This is a genomic window from Allobosea sp. 10L422 (assembly GCF_056395345.1).
Genome location: NZ_JBFTJI010000002.1, coordinates 45,496 through 62,061, shown reverse-complemented (window position 1 = coordinate 62,061; position 16,566 = coordinate 45,496). Strand labels below are relative to the sequence as shown.

Genomic DNA, 16,566 nt, shown 5'->3' with positions numbered 1-16,566 from the left:
GCACTGCCGATCCAGTAAGCAGCATGAGCATGATGGCGTCCCGCCTCCCCCTTCCGGCCCCACCGACCCGGCACAAGACGGTCGTGATCGCCGACGATTCCGTTGTCGTGCGCGGGCTTTTCGCCCGTTGGCTGGGGGAAGCCGGCCATTTTCACGTCGTGGCGGTGGCCGGCGACGGCGAGACGGCCGTGGCCCATGCGACGCGCTACAAGCCGGACGTCATGGTGCTCGACCTCGACATGCCGGGCGTCGACGGCGCTGCGGCACTGCCGCAGATCCTCAAGGAAAGCCCCAATACCGGCGTCCTCCTCGCCGCCACGCTGAACGAGCGCAACACCCGCATCGCGCTGGAATGCATGACCAAGGGCGCGATGGACGTCGTCTCGAAACCTGACAGCCGCGCCGGCATGACGCTGTCGCTGGATTTCCGCAGCGAATTTCTGCTCAAGCTCGGCAACATCGCCCATACGCCGGCACGCCCCGGCTCGCTGCCGCCTGAGGTCGACATCGTCGATCTTCCGCATGGCGGCCCCGTCAATCTGCGCCCCCTGGTTTCGGTGATGCCGCGCTATCTCGTGATCGGCGCCTCGACCGGCGGGCCGCGCGCCGTCGCCAAGGTGCTGTTCGATATCGGCGAAGGCCTTCACGACCTGACGACGCTGGTCGTCCAGCATATGCCGCCGCTGTTCACGGCCTCCTTCGCCGAGCAGATCGCGAGCCACATCGGCGTGCCCGCGCGAGAGCCCTTCGACGGCGAGCGCTTGATGCGCGGCACCGTCTATGTCGCGCCGGGAGGGCGCCATCTCGGCATTGACCGCCGGCTCGGGCACATCGTCGCGCGGATCGGCGACGAGGCGCCGGTCAACTTCTGCCGGCCCGCCGTCGACGTGCTGTTCAACGATGCCGCCCGCCATCTCGGCGCTGCGACGATGGGGCTCGTTCTGACGGGTATGGGTAGCGACGGCACGGAGGGCGCCGGTGCCCTGCGCAAGGCCGGCGCGGCCGTTCTGGCCCAGGATGAGCCGAGCAGCACGATCTGGGGCATGCCGGGCGCGGTCGTCCGTGCACGCCATGCCAGCAGCGTGATCGCGCTCGACGAGATCGGCGCCTCGATTCGCTGCCTTGTGCGCGGAGTGCAGCCGGCATGACCGAGACCGATTTCGCCTTCCTGCGCCTGCTGCTGCAGCAGCGCTCGGGCCTGTCGCTGACGCCCGACAAACTATATCTGGCGGAAAGCCGCCTGAGCATCCTGTGCCGCCGGCGGGGCATCGCCGATATCGCGACGCTGATCGGCCAGTTGCGGCTCGGCCGCGATCGCGTGCTTGAAAGCGCTGTCGTCGATGCGATGACGACGAACGAGACGCTGTTCTTCCGCGACCGCATGCCGTTCGAGCTGTTCCGCGACGTGATCCTGCCGGAACGCATCGCGGCGAACGCCGCCAGCCGCTCGCTGCGCATCTGGTGCGCCGCCGTATCGAGCGGACAGGAGGCCTATTCGCTGGCCATGATCATCGACGACCTCGCCGAGCGCCTCGCCGGCTGGAAGGTCGAGATCATCGGCACCGACATCTCCTCCGAGATCCTGGAGAAGGCGCGCTCGGGCATCTACAGCCAGTTCGAGGTACAACGCGGCCTGCCGATCCAGATGCTGCTCAAGCATTTCGAGCAGCGCGGCGACAAATGGCAGATCTCGGAGCGGCTGCGCCGCATGATCGATTTCCGCCATCACAATCTGCTGGAGCGGAACGATCATTTCGGCCGGTTCGACGTCATCTTCTGCCGCAACGTGCTGATCTATTTCGATGTGCCGACGAAGGTGAAGGCCCTGGAGTTGCTGGCGCCGCGCCTCGTCCCCGACGGAGCTTTCGTTCTCGGCGCAGCGGAAACGGTCCTCGGGCTAGCCACCAGGCTGACCTGCGATCCCGAGCACCGGGGCCTCTACCGCCAGGCTGCTCTCGCCGCGCAGCCGCGCAACGCCGCGCCGCTTGCCAATCGAAGCTTTGCGCCACCGCTGGCGAGCTGGCGCGCCTGAGCGCCGGACATCGCCACATCGGCGTCGTCGGCAGTCGGCCAAAACAAAAACCCCGCCTCGCGGCGGGGTCCCGTCGACCTGTCGTGTACATCCGACGATCAGGTCAAAACTTGTATGCCATCGCTTCGTGACTGCCCGATGACGGGCCGGCGACGGGGATGCGTCAGGCCGTAATGCGCTCGTCGACCTCGGAAGGTTCGCGCAGCACATAGCCGCGGCCCCAGACGGTCTCGATGTAGTTCTTGCCGTCCGACGCGTTCGCCAGCTTCTTGCGCAGCTTGCAGATGAACACGTCGATGATCTTGAGCTCTGGCTCGTCCATGCCGCCATAGAGATGGTTGAGGAACATCTCCTTGGTGAGCGTCGTGCCCTTGCGGAGCGAGAGCAGCTCCAGCATCTGGTATTCCTTGCCGGTGAGGTGGACGCGGGCGGCGTCGACTTCCACGGTCTTGGTGTCGAGGTTGACGACCAGATCGCCGGTCGTGATGACCGACTGGGCGTGGCCCTTCGAGCGGCGCACGATCGCATGGATGCGGGCGACCAGCTCGTCCTTATGGAACGGCTTGGTGAGATAATCGTCGGCGCCGAAGCCGAGGCCCTTCACCTTGTCCTCGATGCCGGCGAGGCCGGAGAGGATCAGGATCGGCGTCTTGACCTTGGCGACGCGCAGGCTGCGCAGCACCTCGTAACCCGACATGTCGGGCAGGTTCAGGTCGAGCAGGATGATGTCGTAGTCGTAGAGTTTGCCGAGATCGACGCCCTCTTCGCCGAGATCCGTCGTGTAGACGTTGAAGCTCTCGGATTTGAGCATGAGCTCGATGCTTTGAGCGGTCGCGCTATCGTCCTCGATCAGCAGAACCCGCATGTCCACGTCCCCAATTTCGCCCGCAGGGCAGGTTAACCGTTGCTTTCGCCCGGACCTTCCCGGCCCTTGGCGACGACGCACTTGCCCAATGAAACGCCACGCGACACGCTACGAGGAAACTGGTTAACAAACCGTGATTCCCGAGCGCAAGCGCTTCCTCGGAGAAAGTGAACGATCCTTGTCGAGGTGAGTCGAATTTGACACGGATCGATGAACTCTCACCCGCGAAAAGCGCCCTTTCGCGGAGGGATGCTGCGAGAAACGGGGCCAAAGGGCCCTGCGACACGCGGCAGCCTCGATCTGCAGTGTTAATCACAGAGCTTAACGGCTGGTAAATGAGCGCAATTTGTTAGGAACCATTACCAAATCATCCACAAGGGCGATTTGCCCCCCCCCTCGCCGACCGGCAAGGACGTCATCGCATCATGAATTCCCCCTCGCACGGCCATGACCGTCTTTCGGCCCTCGCCTCCGCCATCGAGCACATCGAGGGGGTGAGCATCTATGGCCGCGTCATCGGCGTGCGCGGCCTTCTCGTCGAGGTCGCCGGACCGATCGGCGCGATGAGTCTGGGTGGCCGTGTCGGCATCGAGATCGCCGCCGGCACCCGCGTTCCCTGCGAGGTCGTCGGCTTCTCCGGCGAGAAGGCGCTGGTGATGCCCTTCGGCGGTCTCGACGGCGTGCGCCGTGGCTGCCCGGTCCATGTCGACCGCGCTCAGCCCGGCCTGCGCCCCACCCCCGCCTGGCTCGGCCGCGTCGTCGATGCGCTCGGCCGGCCGGTCGACGGCGGCCCGCCACTGCCGCAAGGCGATACGCTCTATGCCTTCCGCAACGATCCGCCGCCTGCGCATAAGCGGCGGCGCGTCGGCAGGCCACTCGATCTCGGTGTCCGCGCTCTCAACGCCTTCCTGACCTGCTGCATAGGCCAGCGCATGGGCATCTTCGCCGGCTCCGGCGTCGGCAAGTCGGTCCTGCTCTCGATGCTGGCCCGCTATGCCCAGGCCGACGTCAACATCATCGGCCTCGTCGGCGAGCGTGGCCGCGAGGTGCAGGAGTTCCTGCAGGAGGATCTCGGGCCGCAGGGCCTCGCCCGCTCGATCGTCGTCGTCGCCACCTCCGACGAGCCGGCGCTGATGCGCAAGCAGGCGGCGCTGACCACGCTGACGCTGGCAGAGTATTACCGTGATCGTGGCCTGCAGGTGATGTGCCTGATGGACTCGGTCACCCGCTTCGCGATGGCGATGCGCGAGATCGGCCTCGCGGCAGGCGAGCCGCCGACGACAAAAGGCTACACGCCGACCGTCTTCGCCGAGCTGCCGCGCCTGCTGGAGCGAGCCGGCCCCGGCACAGAAGACGGCGCGATCACCGGGCTCTTCACCGTGCTGGTCGACGGCGGCGACCATGATGAGCCGGTCGCGGACGCGGTGCGCGGCATCCTCGACGGCCATATCGTCATGGAGCGCTCCATCGCCGAGCGCGGCCGCTATCCCGCCGTCAACATCCTGAAATCGGTTTCGCGCACCATGCCCCGCTCCTGCGATCCGGCCTATTACCCGACCGTGCAGAAGGCCCGCGCGACGCTCGCGACCTATGCCGACATGGAAGAACTGATCCGGCTCGGCGCCTACCGCCAGGGCGCTTCGGCCGAGGTCGACGAGGCGATCCGCCTGCATCCGGCGCTTGAGGCCTTCCTCAAGCAGGCCAAGGACGACGCGACCCCCTTGCCCGAATGCTATCAGCGCCTCCACGCGATCATGAGCGGCAGCGCGTGACGCCGGTTCGTCCTCACAGGAAACCCTATCGATGATCGGCTCGGCTCTGATTGGCGTCGTCACCCTTATCCACATCTACATCGTCATTCTGGAGATGTGGCTGTGGGATACGCCGCGCGGCCACAAGGCTTTTGGACTGACGCCTGAATTTGCGGCGCGCTCCAAGGTGCTGGCGGCCAATCAGGGGCTCTATAACGGCTTCCTCGTCGCCGGCCTCGCCTGGGGACTCTGGCTCGGTGCCGGGGGCTTCGCGATCAAGCTGTTTTTCTTGGCTTGCGTCCTCGTAGCCGGCCTCTTCGGCGCAGCAACTGCCAGCCGCAAGATCCTCTACATCCAGGCGCTGCCGGCGGCCCTCGCCATCCTCGCCCTGCTGATGGGTATCTGAGCCGCTTCAGGCCCGCGCCATCATCCGCACCAGGGCGAACATCGCGGCGAACCCGATTGCCTGGATCGCAGCGGAAACGATCAGCGTCAGGTCGGCTCCAAGCCGCTCGACCATCACTGCGAAGAGCAGCGGCGCGGCGGCAAAGGCCATGTTCTGGGGCACGGTGAGCTTGCCTAGCATCGCGGCGAAGCCGTTCCGGCCGAACAGGGCGAGTGGCAATGTTGCCCGTGCCACCGAAATCACGCCCAGCGCCGCGCTGAACAGCATGACGAAGCCAGCCGCGGCGCCAATCGTCATCGGAACGAAGGGCAGCACCAGGCATAGCGCCGGCCCCAGCATCAGGCCGAGCAGGGCGGTCTTCTCCGCCGGCAGGCGCTCGCCGACAGTGGCATCGATGGCGCGCGCTGCGATCGTCGCCGGCCCGCTCAGCGTCGCGATCCAGACGGCTTCCGCCTGCGTCAGCCCGGCCTCCTGGAACAGCGTGATCAGGTGCAGCGGCAGCCCCCAGGACACCAGCCCGCTCGCCGAGAAGGCGAGCGCCACAAGCCAGAAAGCCGCCTTGCGGGACGAGGACGGAACGCGCCCTTCCTCGCCGGCCGAGGGAACCCCGGTCACCTTCGCCGCCGGCTGCACGGGCTGGAGGCGCGGGACTGCGGCGTAGATCGGCAGCACGATCACGATCTGCATCGCCGCGAAGACGAGCACGGTGATGCGCCAGCCGAAAGCATCCATCAGAACTGCGGTCAGTGGCCAGAACACGCTGGAGGCAAGACCCGTCACCAGCATCATCAATCCGATGACGCGCCGGGTCCGCTCGCCCATCAGCTGCGCGATCGCGACGTTGCCGACATTGGCGAGCGACATCGCATGTCCCAGCCCAATGACGAACCAGCTCGCGAGATAGCTGACCGGCCCCTGTGCGGTGGCGAGAACGGCGAGCCCAAGCGCGCAGATGACCGCGCCGACGCACATCGAGCGGCGCGTGCCTTCGCGGTCGAGCAGGCGGCCGATCGCCGGAGCGACCAGCGCGCCGGTGATCAGCAGAATGGTGATGCCTCCGAAAACGATCTCGGCATTGAGGCCGAGATCGCGGTCGAGCGCGCTGACCAGCACGGAAGGCGAATAGAAGGTCGAGCCCCAGCCGATGATGCGCGTGAGGGCGAGGCCGAAAAGCAGGGGGCCGTGCCCGCCGAAACGAGGAAAGGCAACCAAGACAGGACATCCGCTGACAACGGGCCGAATGGCCGCTGGCTCAGTGACTAGATCATCGCGACAGGCCGCGGCAGGAGCCGCGACGCGGCTTGAGCATGCAGAAAAAGCAGCCCGTCTCGGTAAGGAAAGGTCAACCTCCTTGCGCCATGCTGCGCCACGTCTCGCGGATAGAGTTCAGGCCCGCGCCGAGGGGTCGGCAGAGGCCAATGCGTAATCAGGAGTTGGAAACGACATGAAGTCGCGAGAGACCCTTCTGCGGTTGAAGCGCTTTCAGGTGGACGAGAAACGTCGCCGGGTGAGCCAGATCGAGATGATGATCGCCGACTTCCACAGGATGGCGAACGATCTCGATCGGGAGATCCAGTCCGAGGAAGCCCGCGCCGGCATCACCGACTCGTCTCACTTCGCCTATCCGACCTATGCCAAGGCGGCTCTGGGCCGCCGCGACAACCTGCGCCAGTCGGCCGACAATCTGAAGGGCCAGCTCGACGAGGCCAAGGCCGAGCTGCAGGAAGCCTTCGAGGACATGAAGAAGGTCGAGATTCTCGACGATCGCGAGCGCGCGACCGAGCGTGCCGCGGAAGCCGCCCGCGACCAGGCGACGATGGACGCGATCGGGCTGCGTTCTCGCGCCTGACCCGCTTCAAGAGTTCGAGCGAAGTGGACACCGGTTCGCGTCGGGAAAATGCGATAGAATAAAGATCCTGTAGTTCCCAGGGATTCAGTGAAAAGGGCGGCGTCCTCGCGGACGCTGCCTTTTTTCATGCGATGACGGGATGGTGCTCGACGGCGTCCCTGCGCAGCTTGCCGGTCAGGCGCGGATCATCGTCGACCTCGACCCCGCGCTTGAACACCGTGAAGCCCGAGCGCTGATAGAAAGCGAGCGCGGCCGGGTGATCGAGCGTGCAGGTATGCACCCAGAAGCGCGAGATCGGCCGGGCCCAGGCCAGTTCAAGCGCCCGGTTCATCAGCCAGCGACCCGCCCCCTTCCCGACCACGGGCTCATCGAGCCCGAAGAAGGCGAGCTCCCCCTCCCCCGGCACACGGAAATCCAGTTCCAGCAACCCCGCATCCTGCCCGTCGAAGCGGACGGCAAAGACCGTGACAGCCGGATCGCCGAAGATCGCTTCGAGTTCGGCGCGCGGCTTGGTCAAGCGGCTGAACCACATCCAGCGCTCGCCGAGCCGGCGATAGATGCGCAGATAGCGCTCGATATCCGACCGATCGATCGGGTCGAGCGAGAAGCCCTCGGTCCCGGGCGGATTGGAGCGCTGCGTCGGCCGCTCGAACATCTCGAGCGATGTCACGATCGTCGCGATCTTGCCCGGCGGCAAATCGGTCGTTCCGTTCAGGGTAATGGTCAGGCTCTCGGACATGGAAGGCAGATCGCGGCTCGAAAGAGTGGTCGTCGCCGCGATCATGACATGATCGCGGTCGAAAGAGCATGGCGTGATGATGCATGCCCGGCGTGACACCATGGTTGGATCGGGGCGGCCGCGACGCGGCCGCCCCGCCGGCTGGCTGTTCACGCTGCTGGTGATGTGTTTCGCGGTGCTGCCTCATGTCACGTTGGCGGCCTCGATGATGCGCATGCCGATGGCCACCTCGTCGCATCACGGCGAGACGACAGCTGCAGGCGCGGGCGAGCGGGCCGAGGCTCCCGCCCCCTGTCACGAATCGACCGCGGCCAAGCACCCGGTTTCCGCCGCGCCGCCTTGCTGCATCATCGGCTGCGGCCTGATCGCGCAGGCGCCGTCGGCCCCGATATTGCCGGTGCTGATCGTCTGGTCGCGGACGCACCCGCCGATCGCGATGCTGTCCCGGGGGCTCTCCATCGAGCCGGCAGAGCGCCCGCCACGCGCCCTGGCGATCTGAGTCGAAATTTCCACGGATTATGACGCCGCTTTCCGGCGCGATCCGCGTTTTCCATCGTTCAAGGACAAGACAGATGAATCGTACAGCAATCGCATTGGCCGCCTTCCTCGCAACCGGCACGCTGGGCGGCGCCGCGCAGGCGCAGCAGCATCACGGCCAGCACGGCGCGCCCGCTGCCGCAACGACGGCCGAGAATGCATCGACCAAGGCCTACAAGGCGGCCAACATGAAGATGCACAAGGACATGGACATCGCCTACTCCGGCGATGCCGATGCCGACTTCGTCCGCGGCATGATCCCGCATCATCAGGGCGCGATCGACATGGCGCGCATTGTCCTGGCCCACGGCAAGGACCCGGAGATCCGCAAACTCGCCGAGAGCGTCATTCGCGACCAGGAGAAGGAAGTCGCGATGATGCAGGATTGGCTGAAGAAGAACGGCAAATAACCTAGTCCAGCGCGGGGGCAGGCGTCTTCGGGCGCTTGCCCTTGCCCCCACACGCTGGCACAGAGAACGACAGGTTCGCGCCGCAGCGGTGACGACGTGGGCCACCCGCCACCCGTCACCAGTTCCCAGCCCCGCGGCCTGTATGAAACGTTATCTCGACTATCTCTGGCCGATCATCGGGCTCGTCGCGGTGGTCTGGTCGGTCGAATTGCTCTGGGGCAAGCTCAAGGCCGAAGCCGGATCCGACGCCGCAATCGAAGCGCTGCTCACAGATGCCAGCCTCTGGCAGAGCATCAAGATCATCGCCCAGCGGATCGGCCACAAGATCGCGGTCATCCCGCCGGAGGCCTTCTTCCACGCCGCGCTCGCGACGCTCGTCGCCTATGCCGCCCTCGCCTGGTACGACCGGATCGCCCTGATCCATCTCGGCAAGGAGAAAGGCATCTCCTGGTTCTATATCTCGCTCTGCTCCTTCGTGACCTACGCGCTCTCGCACAATATCGGCGCCTCGGTCTTCTCGGGCGGCATGGTGCGCTACCGGGCCTATACGGCGAAGGGCCTCACGGCCGCCGAAGTTGCAATGCTCGTCGCGCTCTGCTCCTTTACCTTCGCCTTCGGCACCATCTTCCTGATGGGCCTTGTCCTGATCTACGAACCGCAGATCCTGCACCCGCTCGAACGGATGTCGCGGTGGTTCGCAATCAGCGACAACGCGGCGCGCATGATCGGCGTCGGAATGCTCGCCTTCGTCGCGCTTTATACGATCGGCTCGTGGCTGCGCTTCAAGCCGCTGAAGATCGGCAAGTTCGAGATCATCTATCCGCGTCTGCCCATCGTCATCAGGCAGTATCTCGCCGCGCCGCTCGAACTGGCAGGCGCGGCCGGCATCATCTATTTCGCGCTGCCCGATCAGGGCAATCCGGGCTTCCTGATCGTGCTCGGCGCCTTCCTGCTGTCCTTCTCGGCCGGCCTTCTGAGCCAGGTCCCGGGCGGCGTCGGCGTGATGGAGGCGGTCTTCCTTGCCGTCATGCCCGGCGTGCCGGCCCCGGCGGTCTTCGCCGCGCTGCTGATCTGGCGGCTGTTCTATCTTATCCTGCCGCTGGTGTTCTCGCTGCCTATCGTGCTGGCCTTCGAGCGGGCGCAGCTCAAACGCAGCACCCGCATCGCACCGCCGCCCTGAATCAGGCCGTCACAGTCTTCGCGGGCTTGGCTGATGGCCGCTTGAGCGCAATCGCGGCGGCTCCGAACATCAGCAGCGCGCCGGTTGCCTCCGACCAGCCGAACGGCTCGTGCAGGGCCAGGACGCCGACGGCGACGGCGATCGCCGGGCTGATGAAGGCGTAGAGACCGGCCCTGAAGGCGCCCCAGTCGCGCAGCAGCCGCATATAGATGGTAAAGCCCATCAGCGAGCCGCCGATCACAAGGAAGATGAGCGCGGGCAGCACTGGCCACCGCACCAGCTTCGCCAGATCGTCGTAGCCGACCGGCTCTAAGGAGAGCGAAACGGCGGTGAGGCCGACGCCGCCGATCAGGGTCTGCCATCCGGCGAGCGTCAACGTCGGCATCGACCCCGCGATCGGGCGCGCCAGCACCGCGCCGACACAGTAGAGCAAAGTTCCCGCCGCTACGGCCGCAAGCCCCCATGCCTCCAGCGGATCGCCCTGCGCCAGCGACAATCCGCCAAGCGCGCGCGTCGCGAACAGGAAGCCGAGGCCGACCGTGCCGAGCCCGATCGCCGCGAGCTTGCGCCCGTCGATGCGTTCGCCCTCGAAAGCGCGGGTCGCCAGCAAGGTGAAGATCGGGATCGTCGCGAAATTGACGATGGCGGCAAGCCCGCTCGGCGCATGCGCCGTGCCCCAGAACAACAGTGTGTAGTTGCCGGTGTTGAGCAGCAGCGCCGTGCCGATCAATCGCGGCCAGGCATCGCGCGGCACTTTCGGCACGTCGCGCCCGGCCCAGATCAGCATCAGCAACCCGGCGATGGTGAAGCGTGCCGCCGCCAGGAAGACCGGCGGCACATGCGCCGCACCGACCTTGACCGGCAGCCAGGTCAGCCCCCAGACGAGGCACATGACGGCGAAGAGAGCAGCGTTGCGGGACATGGCCTCCGCTTAGCCGCAGCTCCCGGCGCTGACCATTGCGCCGCGGGCATCGGACCCCCGTGGAAAGCGGAGGCGAGCCTCAGACGCTGCCGACGGTCTTCAGGCGCACGCGCGGATGGATCTCGGCCTGCGACAGCACCGGCGTCTCGCGGCGGAAGCGCTCGATGATCTGGCGCGCGAAAGGCCGCGCCATGGCCGAGGTGACGAGTGCCGGCATCTCGCCGATGCGTGCGGCATCCTCGAACTTGTCGCGGACGTGATGCACGAACTCCTGCAGCCGCGAGGGCTGCATGGCGAGGTGCCGGTCCTCGCCCTGTCCGATGACCGACTCGGCGAAGACGCTTTCCCAGGCTGGCGACAGCGTGATGATCGGCAGCACGCCATGCTGGTTCGAGAACTGCGCGCAGATCTGGCGCGCCAGCCGGGCGCGGACATGCTCGGCGATGTCGCGCGGATTGCGAACGCCGGCAGAGACCTCGGCGACGCCCTCGATGATCGTCGGCAGGTCGCGGATCGAGATGCGCTCCGAAAGCAGCAGCTGCAGCACGCGCTGGATGCCGGTGGTCGAGATCTGGCTGGGCACGATCTCCTTGACGAGATCGGCATGGTCCTTCGGCAGCTCGCGCAGGAGCTTCTGCACCTCGCTGTGGGAGAGCAGCTCCGGCATGTTCGATTTCAGCACCTCGGTCAGATGCGTCGAAATCACGGTCGCGGCGTCGACCACGGTGTAGCCACGCAACTGCGCCTCGTCCTGCAGGGCGCCGTCGATCCAGGTCGCCGGCAGGCCGAAGGTCGGCTCCAGCACATTGTGGCCGGGCAGGTTCACCGAGCCGCCCATCGGGTCCATCGCCATGTACTGGCCGGCATAGACGATGCCATGGCCGGCATCGATCTCCTTGATCTTGATGTAGTAGTGGTTGGCCTCGAGCTGGACGTTGTCGACGATGCGAACCGCCGGCATGACGAAGCCGAGCTCGGCGGCAAGCTGGCGCCGCAGCGCCCGCACCTGATCGGTCAACCGGTCCTGTCCGCCCGCGGCATTGACCAGTGGCAGCAATCCGTAGCCGATCTCGATCTTGAGCTCGTCCATCTTGAGCAGGTCGTTCAGCGTCTCCTCGCGCGGCGAGCCGTCCGCCGCCAGCGCCGCGCCGGGCTGCGCCGCCCCGGTGAGCGCCTGCTCGGCCTCGCGCGCCTTGGCAGCCTGGCCGAAGCGCCGGGCGAGGAAGCCCGCGCCACCCGCCAGCAGCAGGAAGGGCAGCATCGGGATACCCGGCAGCAGCGCGATCAGCAGCATCACCGCGGCCGACATGCCGAGCGCCTTGGGATAGCCGGAGAGCTGCTTGCCGAGCGCCTTGTCGGCGGCGCCGCGCACGCCCGCCTTCGAGACCAGCAAGCCCGCCGCGGTCGAGACGATCAGCGCCGGGATCTGGCTGACGAGGCCGTCGCCGACGGTGAGCTGCGTATAATTGGTGGCCGCCTGGCCGAAGCTGAGCCCCTGCTGCGCCACGCCGATGATGATGCCGCCGAGCACGTTGATGAAGGTGATCAGCAGGCCGGCGATGGCATCGCCGCGCACGAATTTCGAAGCACCGTCCATCGAGCCGAAGAAGGAGGATTCGTCCTCCAGCGCCTTGCGGCGGACCTTGGCTGTCTCCTGGTCGATCAGGCCGGCGGAGAGATCGGCGTCGATCGCCATCTGCTTGCCGGGCATGGCGTCGAGGGTGAAGCGGGCCGCGACCTCGGCGATGCGGCCCGAACCCTTGGTGATGACGACGAAATTCACGATGATCAGGATGGTGAAGACGATCACCCCGATCACGAAATTGCCGCTCATCACGAAGCCGGCGAAGGCCTCGATGACGTGGCCCGCCGCCGAAGTGCCCTCGTGGCCATGCGCGAGGATGAGGCGCGTCGAGGCCAGGTTCAGAGCCAGCCGGAACATGGTGACGATCAGCAGCACGGTCGGAAAGGCGGAGAACTCCAGCGGCTCCTCGATGAAGAGCGCGGTCATCAGCACGAGCACCGACAGGATGATCGAAAGCGCCAGCATCAGGTCGAGCAGCACCGCCGGCATCGGGAAGATGAGCACCACCAGGATGCCCATGACGCCGATCGCCAGGAACAGGTCCGGCCGGTTCAGCAGCTTTCCCAGCGCGCCGCGATCCGGGATGCTGAACCCTCTTCCCTGCCCCGCCGTCACATCGGTCATCGACCGCTCCGCCCGCCCTATGCCCGCCCATGGCAGGCCAGCACTCCGAAGCGGAGCGCGACCCGGCAATTCTTGCCGGGTTCATGGTGAATGAATGGTTAAGCCCGGCCTCGGGCACCTGTCCCCGAATGCGTCACCGGAACCTTCGCGGACACGGATTGTTTGCGTCTCGACCCAACGCGCACCGGCTCCGCCGATATCACGCGAAGTCATTCCTGCGCCGGCAGCTCTCCCGTGCCGGTGCCTGCCCTCTCAAAGCGCCGCAAGAGCGCCGTTCATCGTCGGGGACGACCCGTGCAGCATGTTCAATCGCAGGCAGCGGAACGCCCCGTCGTCGAGACCGACGTGCCCGCCCGTCTCGACCGGCTTCCCTGGTCGCGCTTCCACACGCTCGTCGTCGTTGCGCTCGGCGTCACCTGGATTCTCGACGGACTCGAGGTGACGCTCGCGGGCGCCGTCTCGGGAGCGTTGAAGGAAAGTCCGGTCCTCCGCTTCACCAACACGGAGATCGGCATTGCGGGGGCGGCCTATATTGCCGGCGCGGTGCTGGGCGCCGTCTTCTTCGGCTGGCTCACGGACCGTCTCGGCCGCAAGAAGCTCTTCACGATCACGGTTCTCGTCTATCTCTCGGCCACGGCCGCGACCGCCCTGTCCTGGAATGTCGCGAGCTTCATCGCCTTCCGTTTCCTGACCGGCATGGGCATCGGCGGCGAATACACTGCGATCAATTCCACCATTCAGGAGCTGATCCCGGCCCGCGTGCGCGGCTGGACAGATCTCGTCATCAACGGCTCGTTCTGGATCGGCGCAGCGCTTGGTGCGCTCGGCGCCATCGTCCTGCTCGATCCGGCCCGGATCGACCCGGAATATGGCTGGCGCCTCGCCTTCTTCATCGGCGCCGCACTGGGCCTTGCCATCCTCATCCTGCGGCACTGGATTCCGGAGAGCCCGCGCTGGCTGATCAGCCACGGCCACCCGGAGCGCGCCGCCGCCATCGTTGCCGATATCGAGCGCCGCGCCGGCTTCGTCGCGCCGGCAAACGAGGTTCTGATGCCGACCCGGCTGAGGCCGCGGGCCAAGACTCCGCTCGGCGAGGTCTTCCACGCGCTCTTCGTGGTCCATCGCGAGCGCGCACTCGTCGGCCTTGCGCTGATGCTGTCCCAAGCCTTCTTCTACAACGCCATCTTCTTCACCTATGCRCTGATCCTGACCGATTTCTACGGTGTGCCCTCGCAGCAGATCGGYTGGTTCATCCTGCCCTTCGCGGTGGGAAATTTCCTTGGCCCCCTGTTGATCGGGCGGCTCTTCGACACGATCGGCCGGCGCGTGATGATCGCGGCGACCTACGCCCTGTCGGGCCTGCTTCTGACCGGGACCGGCTATCTCTTCTGGAAGGACTGGCTCACGGCCTCCCAGCTCACCTTGTGCTGGAGCGCCGTCTTCTTCTTCGCCTCCGCCGCTGCGAGCTCGGCCTATCTCACGGTCTCCGAAACCTTCCCGGTCGAGATGCGCGCGCTCGCCATCGCCGTGTTCTATGCGCTCGGCACCGGCGTTGGCGGCGTCGCCGGCCCCTGGCTCTTCGGCATCCTGATCGACACCGGCTCGCGCGGCAGCGTTTTTGGCGGCTATCTGCTCGGCGCCGCGCTGATGCTGGGCGCCGCGATCATTGCGGCCCGTTTCGCGATCCGTGCCGAGCGTCGGCCGCTCGAGAGCGTTGCCAGGCCGCTGAACGCCGTCGATTGAAGTGAGCCGTGAGCCATAGGGACGAAAACCGCGCGCTCGGGAACAAAGCATCCTTTAAATGCATTACTTATCGCCGGCTTTCCGGCCTTAAGAATGGATGGGACAACAGCCTGGAGGTCGTCGTGGACAGACGCTCATTCCTGATGACACTGGTCGGAGGCTTCGCCGCAGCCGGCATGGGCGGCATTGCTGCCGTCGAAGCGGCCCAGCCGAAGCCGGACCTGACGCCGGAAGCGGGGCCCGCGAAGGGCGATGAAGCAGTGCCGGCCGATGTGAAGGAGGCGCTGGACAAGACCGACGCCGAATTCAGCCAGTACTACTACTATCGCCGGCCGCGTTACGGCTATTATCGACGCCCCTATTACCGGCCCTATTACCGCCCGCGGTATTACTACCGGCCGCGCTACTATCGTCCGCGCTACTATCGCCGGCGCTATTGGTGAGCCCTGCGCGGGTCAGGCGACGCTGATGCGCGTCTGACCCGGCTCCGCCACGGTGATGCCGGCGGCGGTGTATTCGCCGAGCTTGTTGCGCAGGGTGCGGATCGAGATCCCCAGGATCTTGGCCGCATGCGTGCGGTTGCCCAAGCAATGGTCGAGGGTGTCGAGGATCAGTTCGCGCTCGACATCGGCGACCGTGTTCCCCACTAGCGATCGGGTCACTGCCTCCGCAGTCTGCGCAGCGCGCGCGGCGGAATCGCGCGCAGGCGCCGAAGACAGCACCTCGCCTTCCGGCGTCAGCACGGCTGTCGCTGCGATTTCCGGCCCGCTGGCGAGGAGCACCGCCCGGTGCATCGTGTTTTCCAGCTCGCGGACATTGCCGCGCCAGGCATTGCCGAGCAGCAGCTTGCGCGCATCGGCCGCGATCGGCCGCATCGGCATCCCGTTCAGATCGGCATATTTCTTCGCGAAATGCTCGGCCAGCGCCAGGATGTCGCCGGGCCGCTCGCGCAGCGCCGGCAGGCGCAGATGCACGACGTTGAGACGGTAGAGCAGATCCTCACGAAAGGCGCCCTCGCGCACCGCGTCCGCCAGGTTGCGGTTGGACGTCGCGATGATGCGGATATCGACCTTGACCGGCTGCGTGCCGCCGACGCGATCGATCATCCTCTCCTGCAGGGCGCGCAGCAGCTTCGCCTGCAGGCGCACATCCATCTCGGAGATTTCGTCGAGCAGCAGCGTGCCGCCATGCGCCTCCTCGAACTTGCCGATGCGGCGGGCGATCGCGCCGGTGAAGGCGCCCTTTTCATGGCCGAACAGCTCGGATTCGAGCAGGTTGTCGGGAATGGCCGCGCAGTTGACCGCGACGAAAGGCCGGTCCTTGCGTCCCGACTTCTGATGCAGATGGCGTGCGATCACCTCCTTGCCGGTGCCGCTCTCGCCGGTGACGAGGACCGGCGCTTCCGAACGCGCGATCTGCGAGGCCAGCTGCACGACGCGCTCCATCGCCGGGTCGCGCCAGATCAGGCTGGACTGATCGGCCGCGACCGCTTCCAGCACCGCCGCGATCAGCTCCGGATCGGGCGGCAGCGGCACGTATTCGCGTGCACCGGCCTGGATCGCGGCGACGGCGGCACGCGCATCGGTCGAGGTGCCGCAGGCGATGATCGGCGTGCGGATGCGCTCGGCTTCCAGCGCTGCGACATAGGCCGCGATCGGCTGGACAACATCGATCATCAGGAGATCGGCGCCCTTGGCGCGCAGCACCGCGAGCGTCTGGTCGAGCCCATCGGTGTGGGTCACGGCCGCTCCGTGCGACATCGCGATCTTGGCGGCGGCGATGATCTGTCCCTTGAGACCGCCGGCGATGATGAGGCGCATGGCTCAGGTCCTTCCGCTTGGAGCATCGGACCGAAAAGCGGCATCCGCTTTTCGGATGAATCCGATGCTGAGACAAAGAGATAGATCGCCACGATACGTCCGT

16 protein-coding genes are annotated in these 16,566 nt (G+C 66.3%); 10 read left to right on the top strand and 6 right to left on the bottom strand.

Going from position 1 to position 16,566, the window contains the following annotated elements; genetic code table 11:
• Window positions 1–29 precede the first annotated feature (29 nt).
• Window positions 30–1,148, top strand: coding sequence for a chemotaxis-specific protein-glutamate methyltransferase CheB (cheB, locus tag AC1DEZ_RS04610; protein WP_441511931.1), 1,119 nt, complete (start codon window positions 30–32; stop codon window positions 1,146–1,148).
• Window positions 1,145–2,032, top strand: coding sequence for a CheR family methyltransferase (locus AC1DEZ_RS04605; protein WP_476778821.1), 888 nt, complete (start codon window positions 1,145–1,147; stop codon window positions 2,030–2,032). Before cheB ends, AC1DEZ_RS04605 begins: the two co-directional genes overlap by 4 nt.
• A gap of 163 nt (window positions 2,033–2,195) precedes the next feature.
• Here the strand turns inward: AC1DEZ_RS04605 and ctrA are convergent, their stop codons facing one another.
• The gene (gene ctrA, locus AC1DEZ_RS04600) at window positions 2,196–2,897 is read right to left on the bottom strand and encodes a response regulator transcription factor CtrA (protein ID WP_441511929.1); all 702 of its coding nucleotides are present in this window, start codon (window positions 2,895–2,897) and stop codon (window positions 2,196–2,198) included.
• Window positions 2,898–3,322: 425 nt separating this feature from the next.
• Here ctrA and fliI point away from each other — a divergent pair, with 425 nt between their 5' ends.
• Window positions 3,323–4,669: a flagellar protein export ATPase FliI gene (gene fliI, locus AC1DEZ_RS04595; RefSeq protein WP_476778820.1), complete on the top strand. Its 1,347-nt coding sequence runs from the start codon at window positions 3,323–3,325 to the stop codon at window positions 4,667–4,669.
• Between the two features lie 31 nt (window positions 4,670–4,700).
• Entirely contained in the window at window positions 4,701–5,054 is a 354-nt protein-coding gene (locus tag AC1DEZ_RS04590) for a DUF1304 domain-containing protein (RefSeq protein WP_476778819.1), read from the top strand.
• A gap of 6 nt (window positions 5,055–5,060) precedes the next feature.
• Here the strand turns inward: AC1DEZ_RS04590 and AC1DEZ_RS04585 are convergent, their stop codons facing one another.
• Window positions 5,061–6,266, bottom strand: coding sequence for an MFS transporter (locus AC1DEZ_RS04585; RefSeq protein ID WP_476778818.1), 1,206 nt, complete (start codon window positions 6,264–6,266; stop codon window positions 5,061–5,063).
• 232 nt (window positions 6,267–6,498) lie between these two features.
• Between AC1DEZ_RS04585 and fliJ the strand changes: the two genes are divergently transcribed.
• The gene (gene fliJ, locus AC1DEZ_RS04580; protein WP_441511925.1) at window positions 6,499–6,903 is read left to right on the top strand and encodes a flagellar export protein FliJ; all 405 of its coding nucleotides are present in this window, start codon (window positions 6,499–6,501) and stop codon (window positions 6,901–6,903) included.
• Window positions 6,904–7,027: 124 nt separating this feature from the next.
• Here fliJ and AC1DEZ_RS04575 read toward each other — a convergent pair whose 3' ends face one another.
• A complete protein-coding gene (locus AC1DEZ_RS04575) occupies window positions 7,028–7,687 on the bottom strand; it encodes a GNAT family N-acetyltransferase (RefSeq protein WP_476778817.1) in 660 nt (219 codons plus the stop codon).
• Window positions 7,688–7,715: 28 nt separating this feature from the next.
• On the opposite strand from AC1DEZ_RS04575, the gene AC1DEZ_RS04570 reads away from it, so the two are divergent.
• The 3 genes from AC1DEZ_RS04570 (at window position 7,716) to AC1DEZ_RS04560 (ending at window position 9,769) form a co-directional block, all read left to right on the top strand.
• The gene (locus AC1DEZ_RS04570; RefSeq protein WP_476778816.1) at window positions 7,716–8,141 is read left to right on the top strand and encodes a hypothetical protein; all 426 of its coding nucleotides are present in this window, start codon (window positions 7,716–7,718) and stop codon (window positions 8,139–8,141) included.
• Window positions 8,142–8,214: 73 nt separating this feature from the next.
• On the top strand, window positions 8,215–8,589 hold the full coding sequence (gene copM / locus AC1DEZ_RS04565) for a CopM family metallochaperone (RefSeq protein ID WP_476778815.1): 375 nt from the start codon (window positions 8,215–8,217) through the stop codon (window positions 8,587–8,589).
• Window positions 8,590–8,731: 142 nt separating this feature from the next.
• Window positions 8,732–9,769, top strand: coding sequence for a lysylphosphatidylglycerol synthase transmembrane domain-containing protein (locus AC1DEZ_RS04560; protein WP_476778814.1), 1,038 nt, complete (start codon window positions 8,732–8,734; stop codon window positions 9,767–9,769).
• 1 nt (window position 9,770) lies between these two features.
• On the opposite strand, the gene AC1DEZ_RS04555 is transcribed toward AC1DEZ_RS04560, so the two are convergent.
• Both AC1DEZ_RS04555 and flhA read right to left on the bottom strand, forming a co-directional pair.
• Window positions 9,771–10,691 (bottom strand): DMT family transporter, encoded by a 921-nt coding sequence (locus AC1DEZ_RS04555; RefSeq protein ID WP_476778813.1) that lies wholly within the window; start codon window positions 10,689–10,691, stop codon window positions 9,771–9,773.
• Window positions 10,692–10,770: 79 nt separating this feature from the next.
• On the bottom strand, window positions 10,771–12,900 hold the full coding sequence (gene flhA, locus AC1DEZ_RS04550; RefSeq protein WP_476778812.1) for a flagellar biosynthesis protein FlhA: 2,130 nt from the start codon (window positions 12,898–12,900) through the stop codon (window positions 10,771–10,773).
• A gap of 294 nt (window positions 12,901–13,194) precedes the next feature.
• On the opposite strand from flhA, the gene AC1DEZ_RS04545 reads away from it, so the two are divergent.
• A complete protein-coding gene (locus tag AC1DEZ_RS04545) occupies window positions 13,195–14,643 on the top strand; it encodes an MFS transporter (protein ID WP_476778811.1) in 1,449 nt (482 codons plus the stop codon).
• Window positions 14,644–14,765: 122 nt separating this feature from the next.
• On the top strand, window positions 14,766–15,086 hold the full coding sequence (locus tag AC1DEZ_RS04540) for a hypothetical protein (protein WP_476778810.1): 321 nt from the start codon (window positions 14,766–14,768) through the stop codon (window positions 15,084–15,086).
• Between the two features lie 12 nt (window positions 15,087–15,098).
• Here AC1DEZ_RS04540 and flbD read toward each other — a convergent pair whose 3' ends face one another.
• Window positions 15,099–16,463: a sigma-54-dependent transcriptional regulator FlbD gene (flbD, locus tag AC1DEZ_RS04535; RefSeq protein ID WP_476778809.1), complete on the bottom strand. Its 1,365-nt coding sequence runs from the start codon at window positions 16,461–16,463 to the stop codon at window positions 15,099–15,101.
• Between the last annotated feature and the right edge of the window lie 103 nt (window positions 16,464–16,566).

What these genes read in the sequence shown, in the direction of transcription:
- cheB (WP_441511931.1), top strand. Translation starts at nt 30, where the DNA reads ATGATGGCGTCCCGCCTCCCCCTTCCGGCCCCACCGACCCGGCACAAG.
- AC1DEZ_RS04605 (WP_476778821.1), top strand. Translation starts at nt 1,145, where the DNA reads ATGACCGAGACCGATTTCGCCTTCCTGCGCCTGCTGCTGCAGCAGCGC.
- ctrA (WP_441511929.1), bottom strand. Translation starts at nt 2,897, where the DNA reads ATGCGGGTTCTGCTGATCGAGGACGATAGCGCGACCGCTCAAAGCATC.
- fliI (WP_476778820.1), top strand. Translation starts at nt 3,323, where the DNA reads ATGAATTCCCCCTCGCACGGCCATGACCGTCTTTCGGCCCTCGCCTCC.
- AC1DEZ_RS04590 (WP_476778819.1), top strand. Translation starts at nt 4,701, where the DNA reads ATGATCGGCTCGGCTCTGATTGGCGTCGTCACCCTTATCCACATCTAC.
- fliJ (WP_441511925.1), top strand. Translation starts at nt 6,499, where the DNA reads ATGAAGTCGCGAGAGACCCTTCTGCGGTTGAAGCGCTTTCAGGTGGAC.
- AC1DEZ_RS04575 (WP_476778817.1), bottom strand. Translation starts at nt 7,687, where the DNA reads ATGATCGCGGCGACGACCACTCTTTCGAGCCGCGATCTGCCTTCCATG.
- copM (WP_476778815.1), top strand. Translation starts at nt 8,215, where the DNA reads ATGAATCGTACAGCAATCGCATTGGCCGCCTTCCTCGCAACCGGCACG.
- AC1DEZ_RS04560 (WP_476778814.1), top strand. Translation starts at nt 8,732, where the DNA reads ATGAAACGTTATCTCGACTATCTCTGGCCGATCATCGGGCTCGTCGCG.
- AC1DEZ_RS04555 (WP_476778813.1), bottom strand. Translation starts at nt 10,691, where the DNA reads ATGTCCCGCAACGCTGCTCTCTTCGCCGTCATGTGCCTCGTCTGGGGG.
- flhA (WP_476778812.1), bottom strand. Translation starts at nt 12,900, where the DNA reads ATGACCGATGTGACGGCGGGGCAGGGAAGAGGGTTCAGCATCCCGGAT.
- flbD (WP_476778809.1), bottom strand. Translation starts at nt 16,463, where the DNA reads ATGCGCCTCATCATCGCCGGCGGTCTCAAGGGACAGATCATCGCCGCC.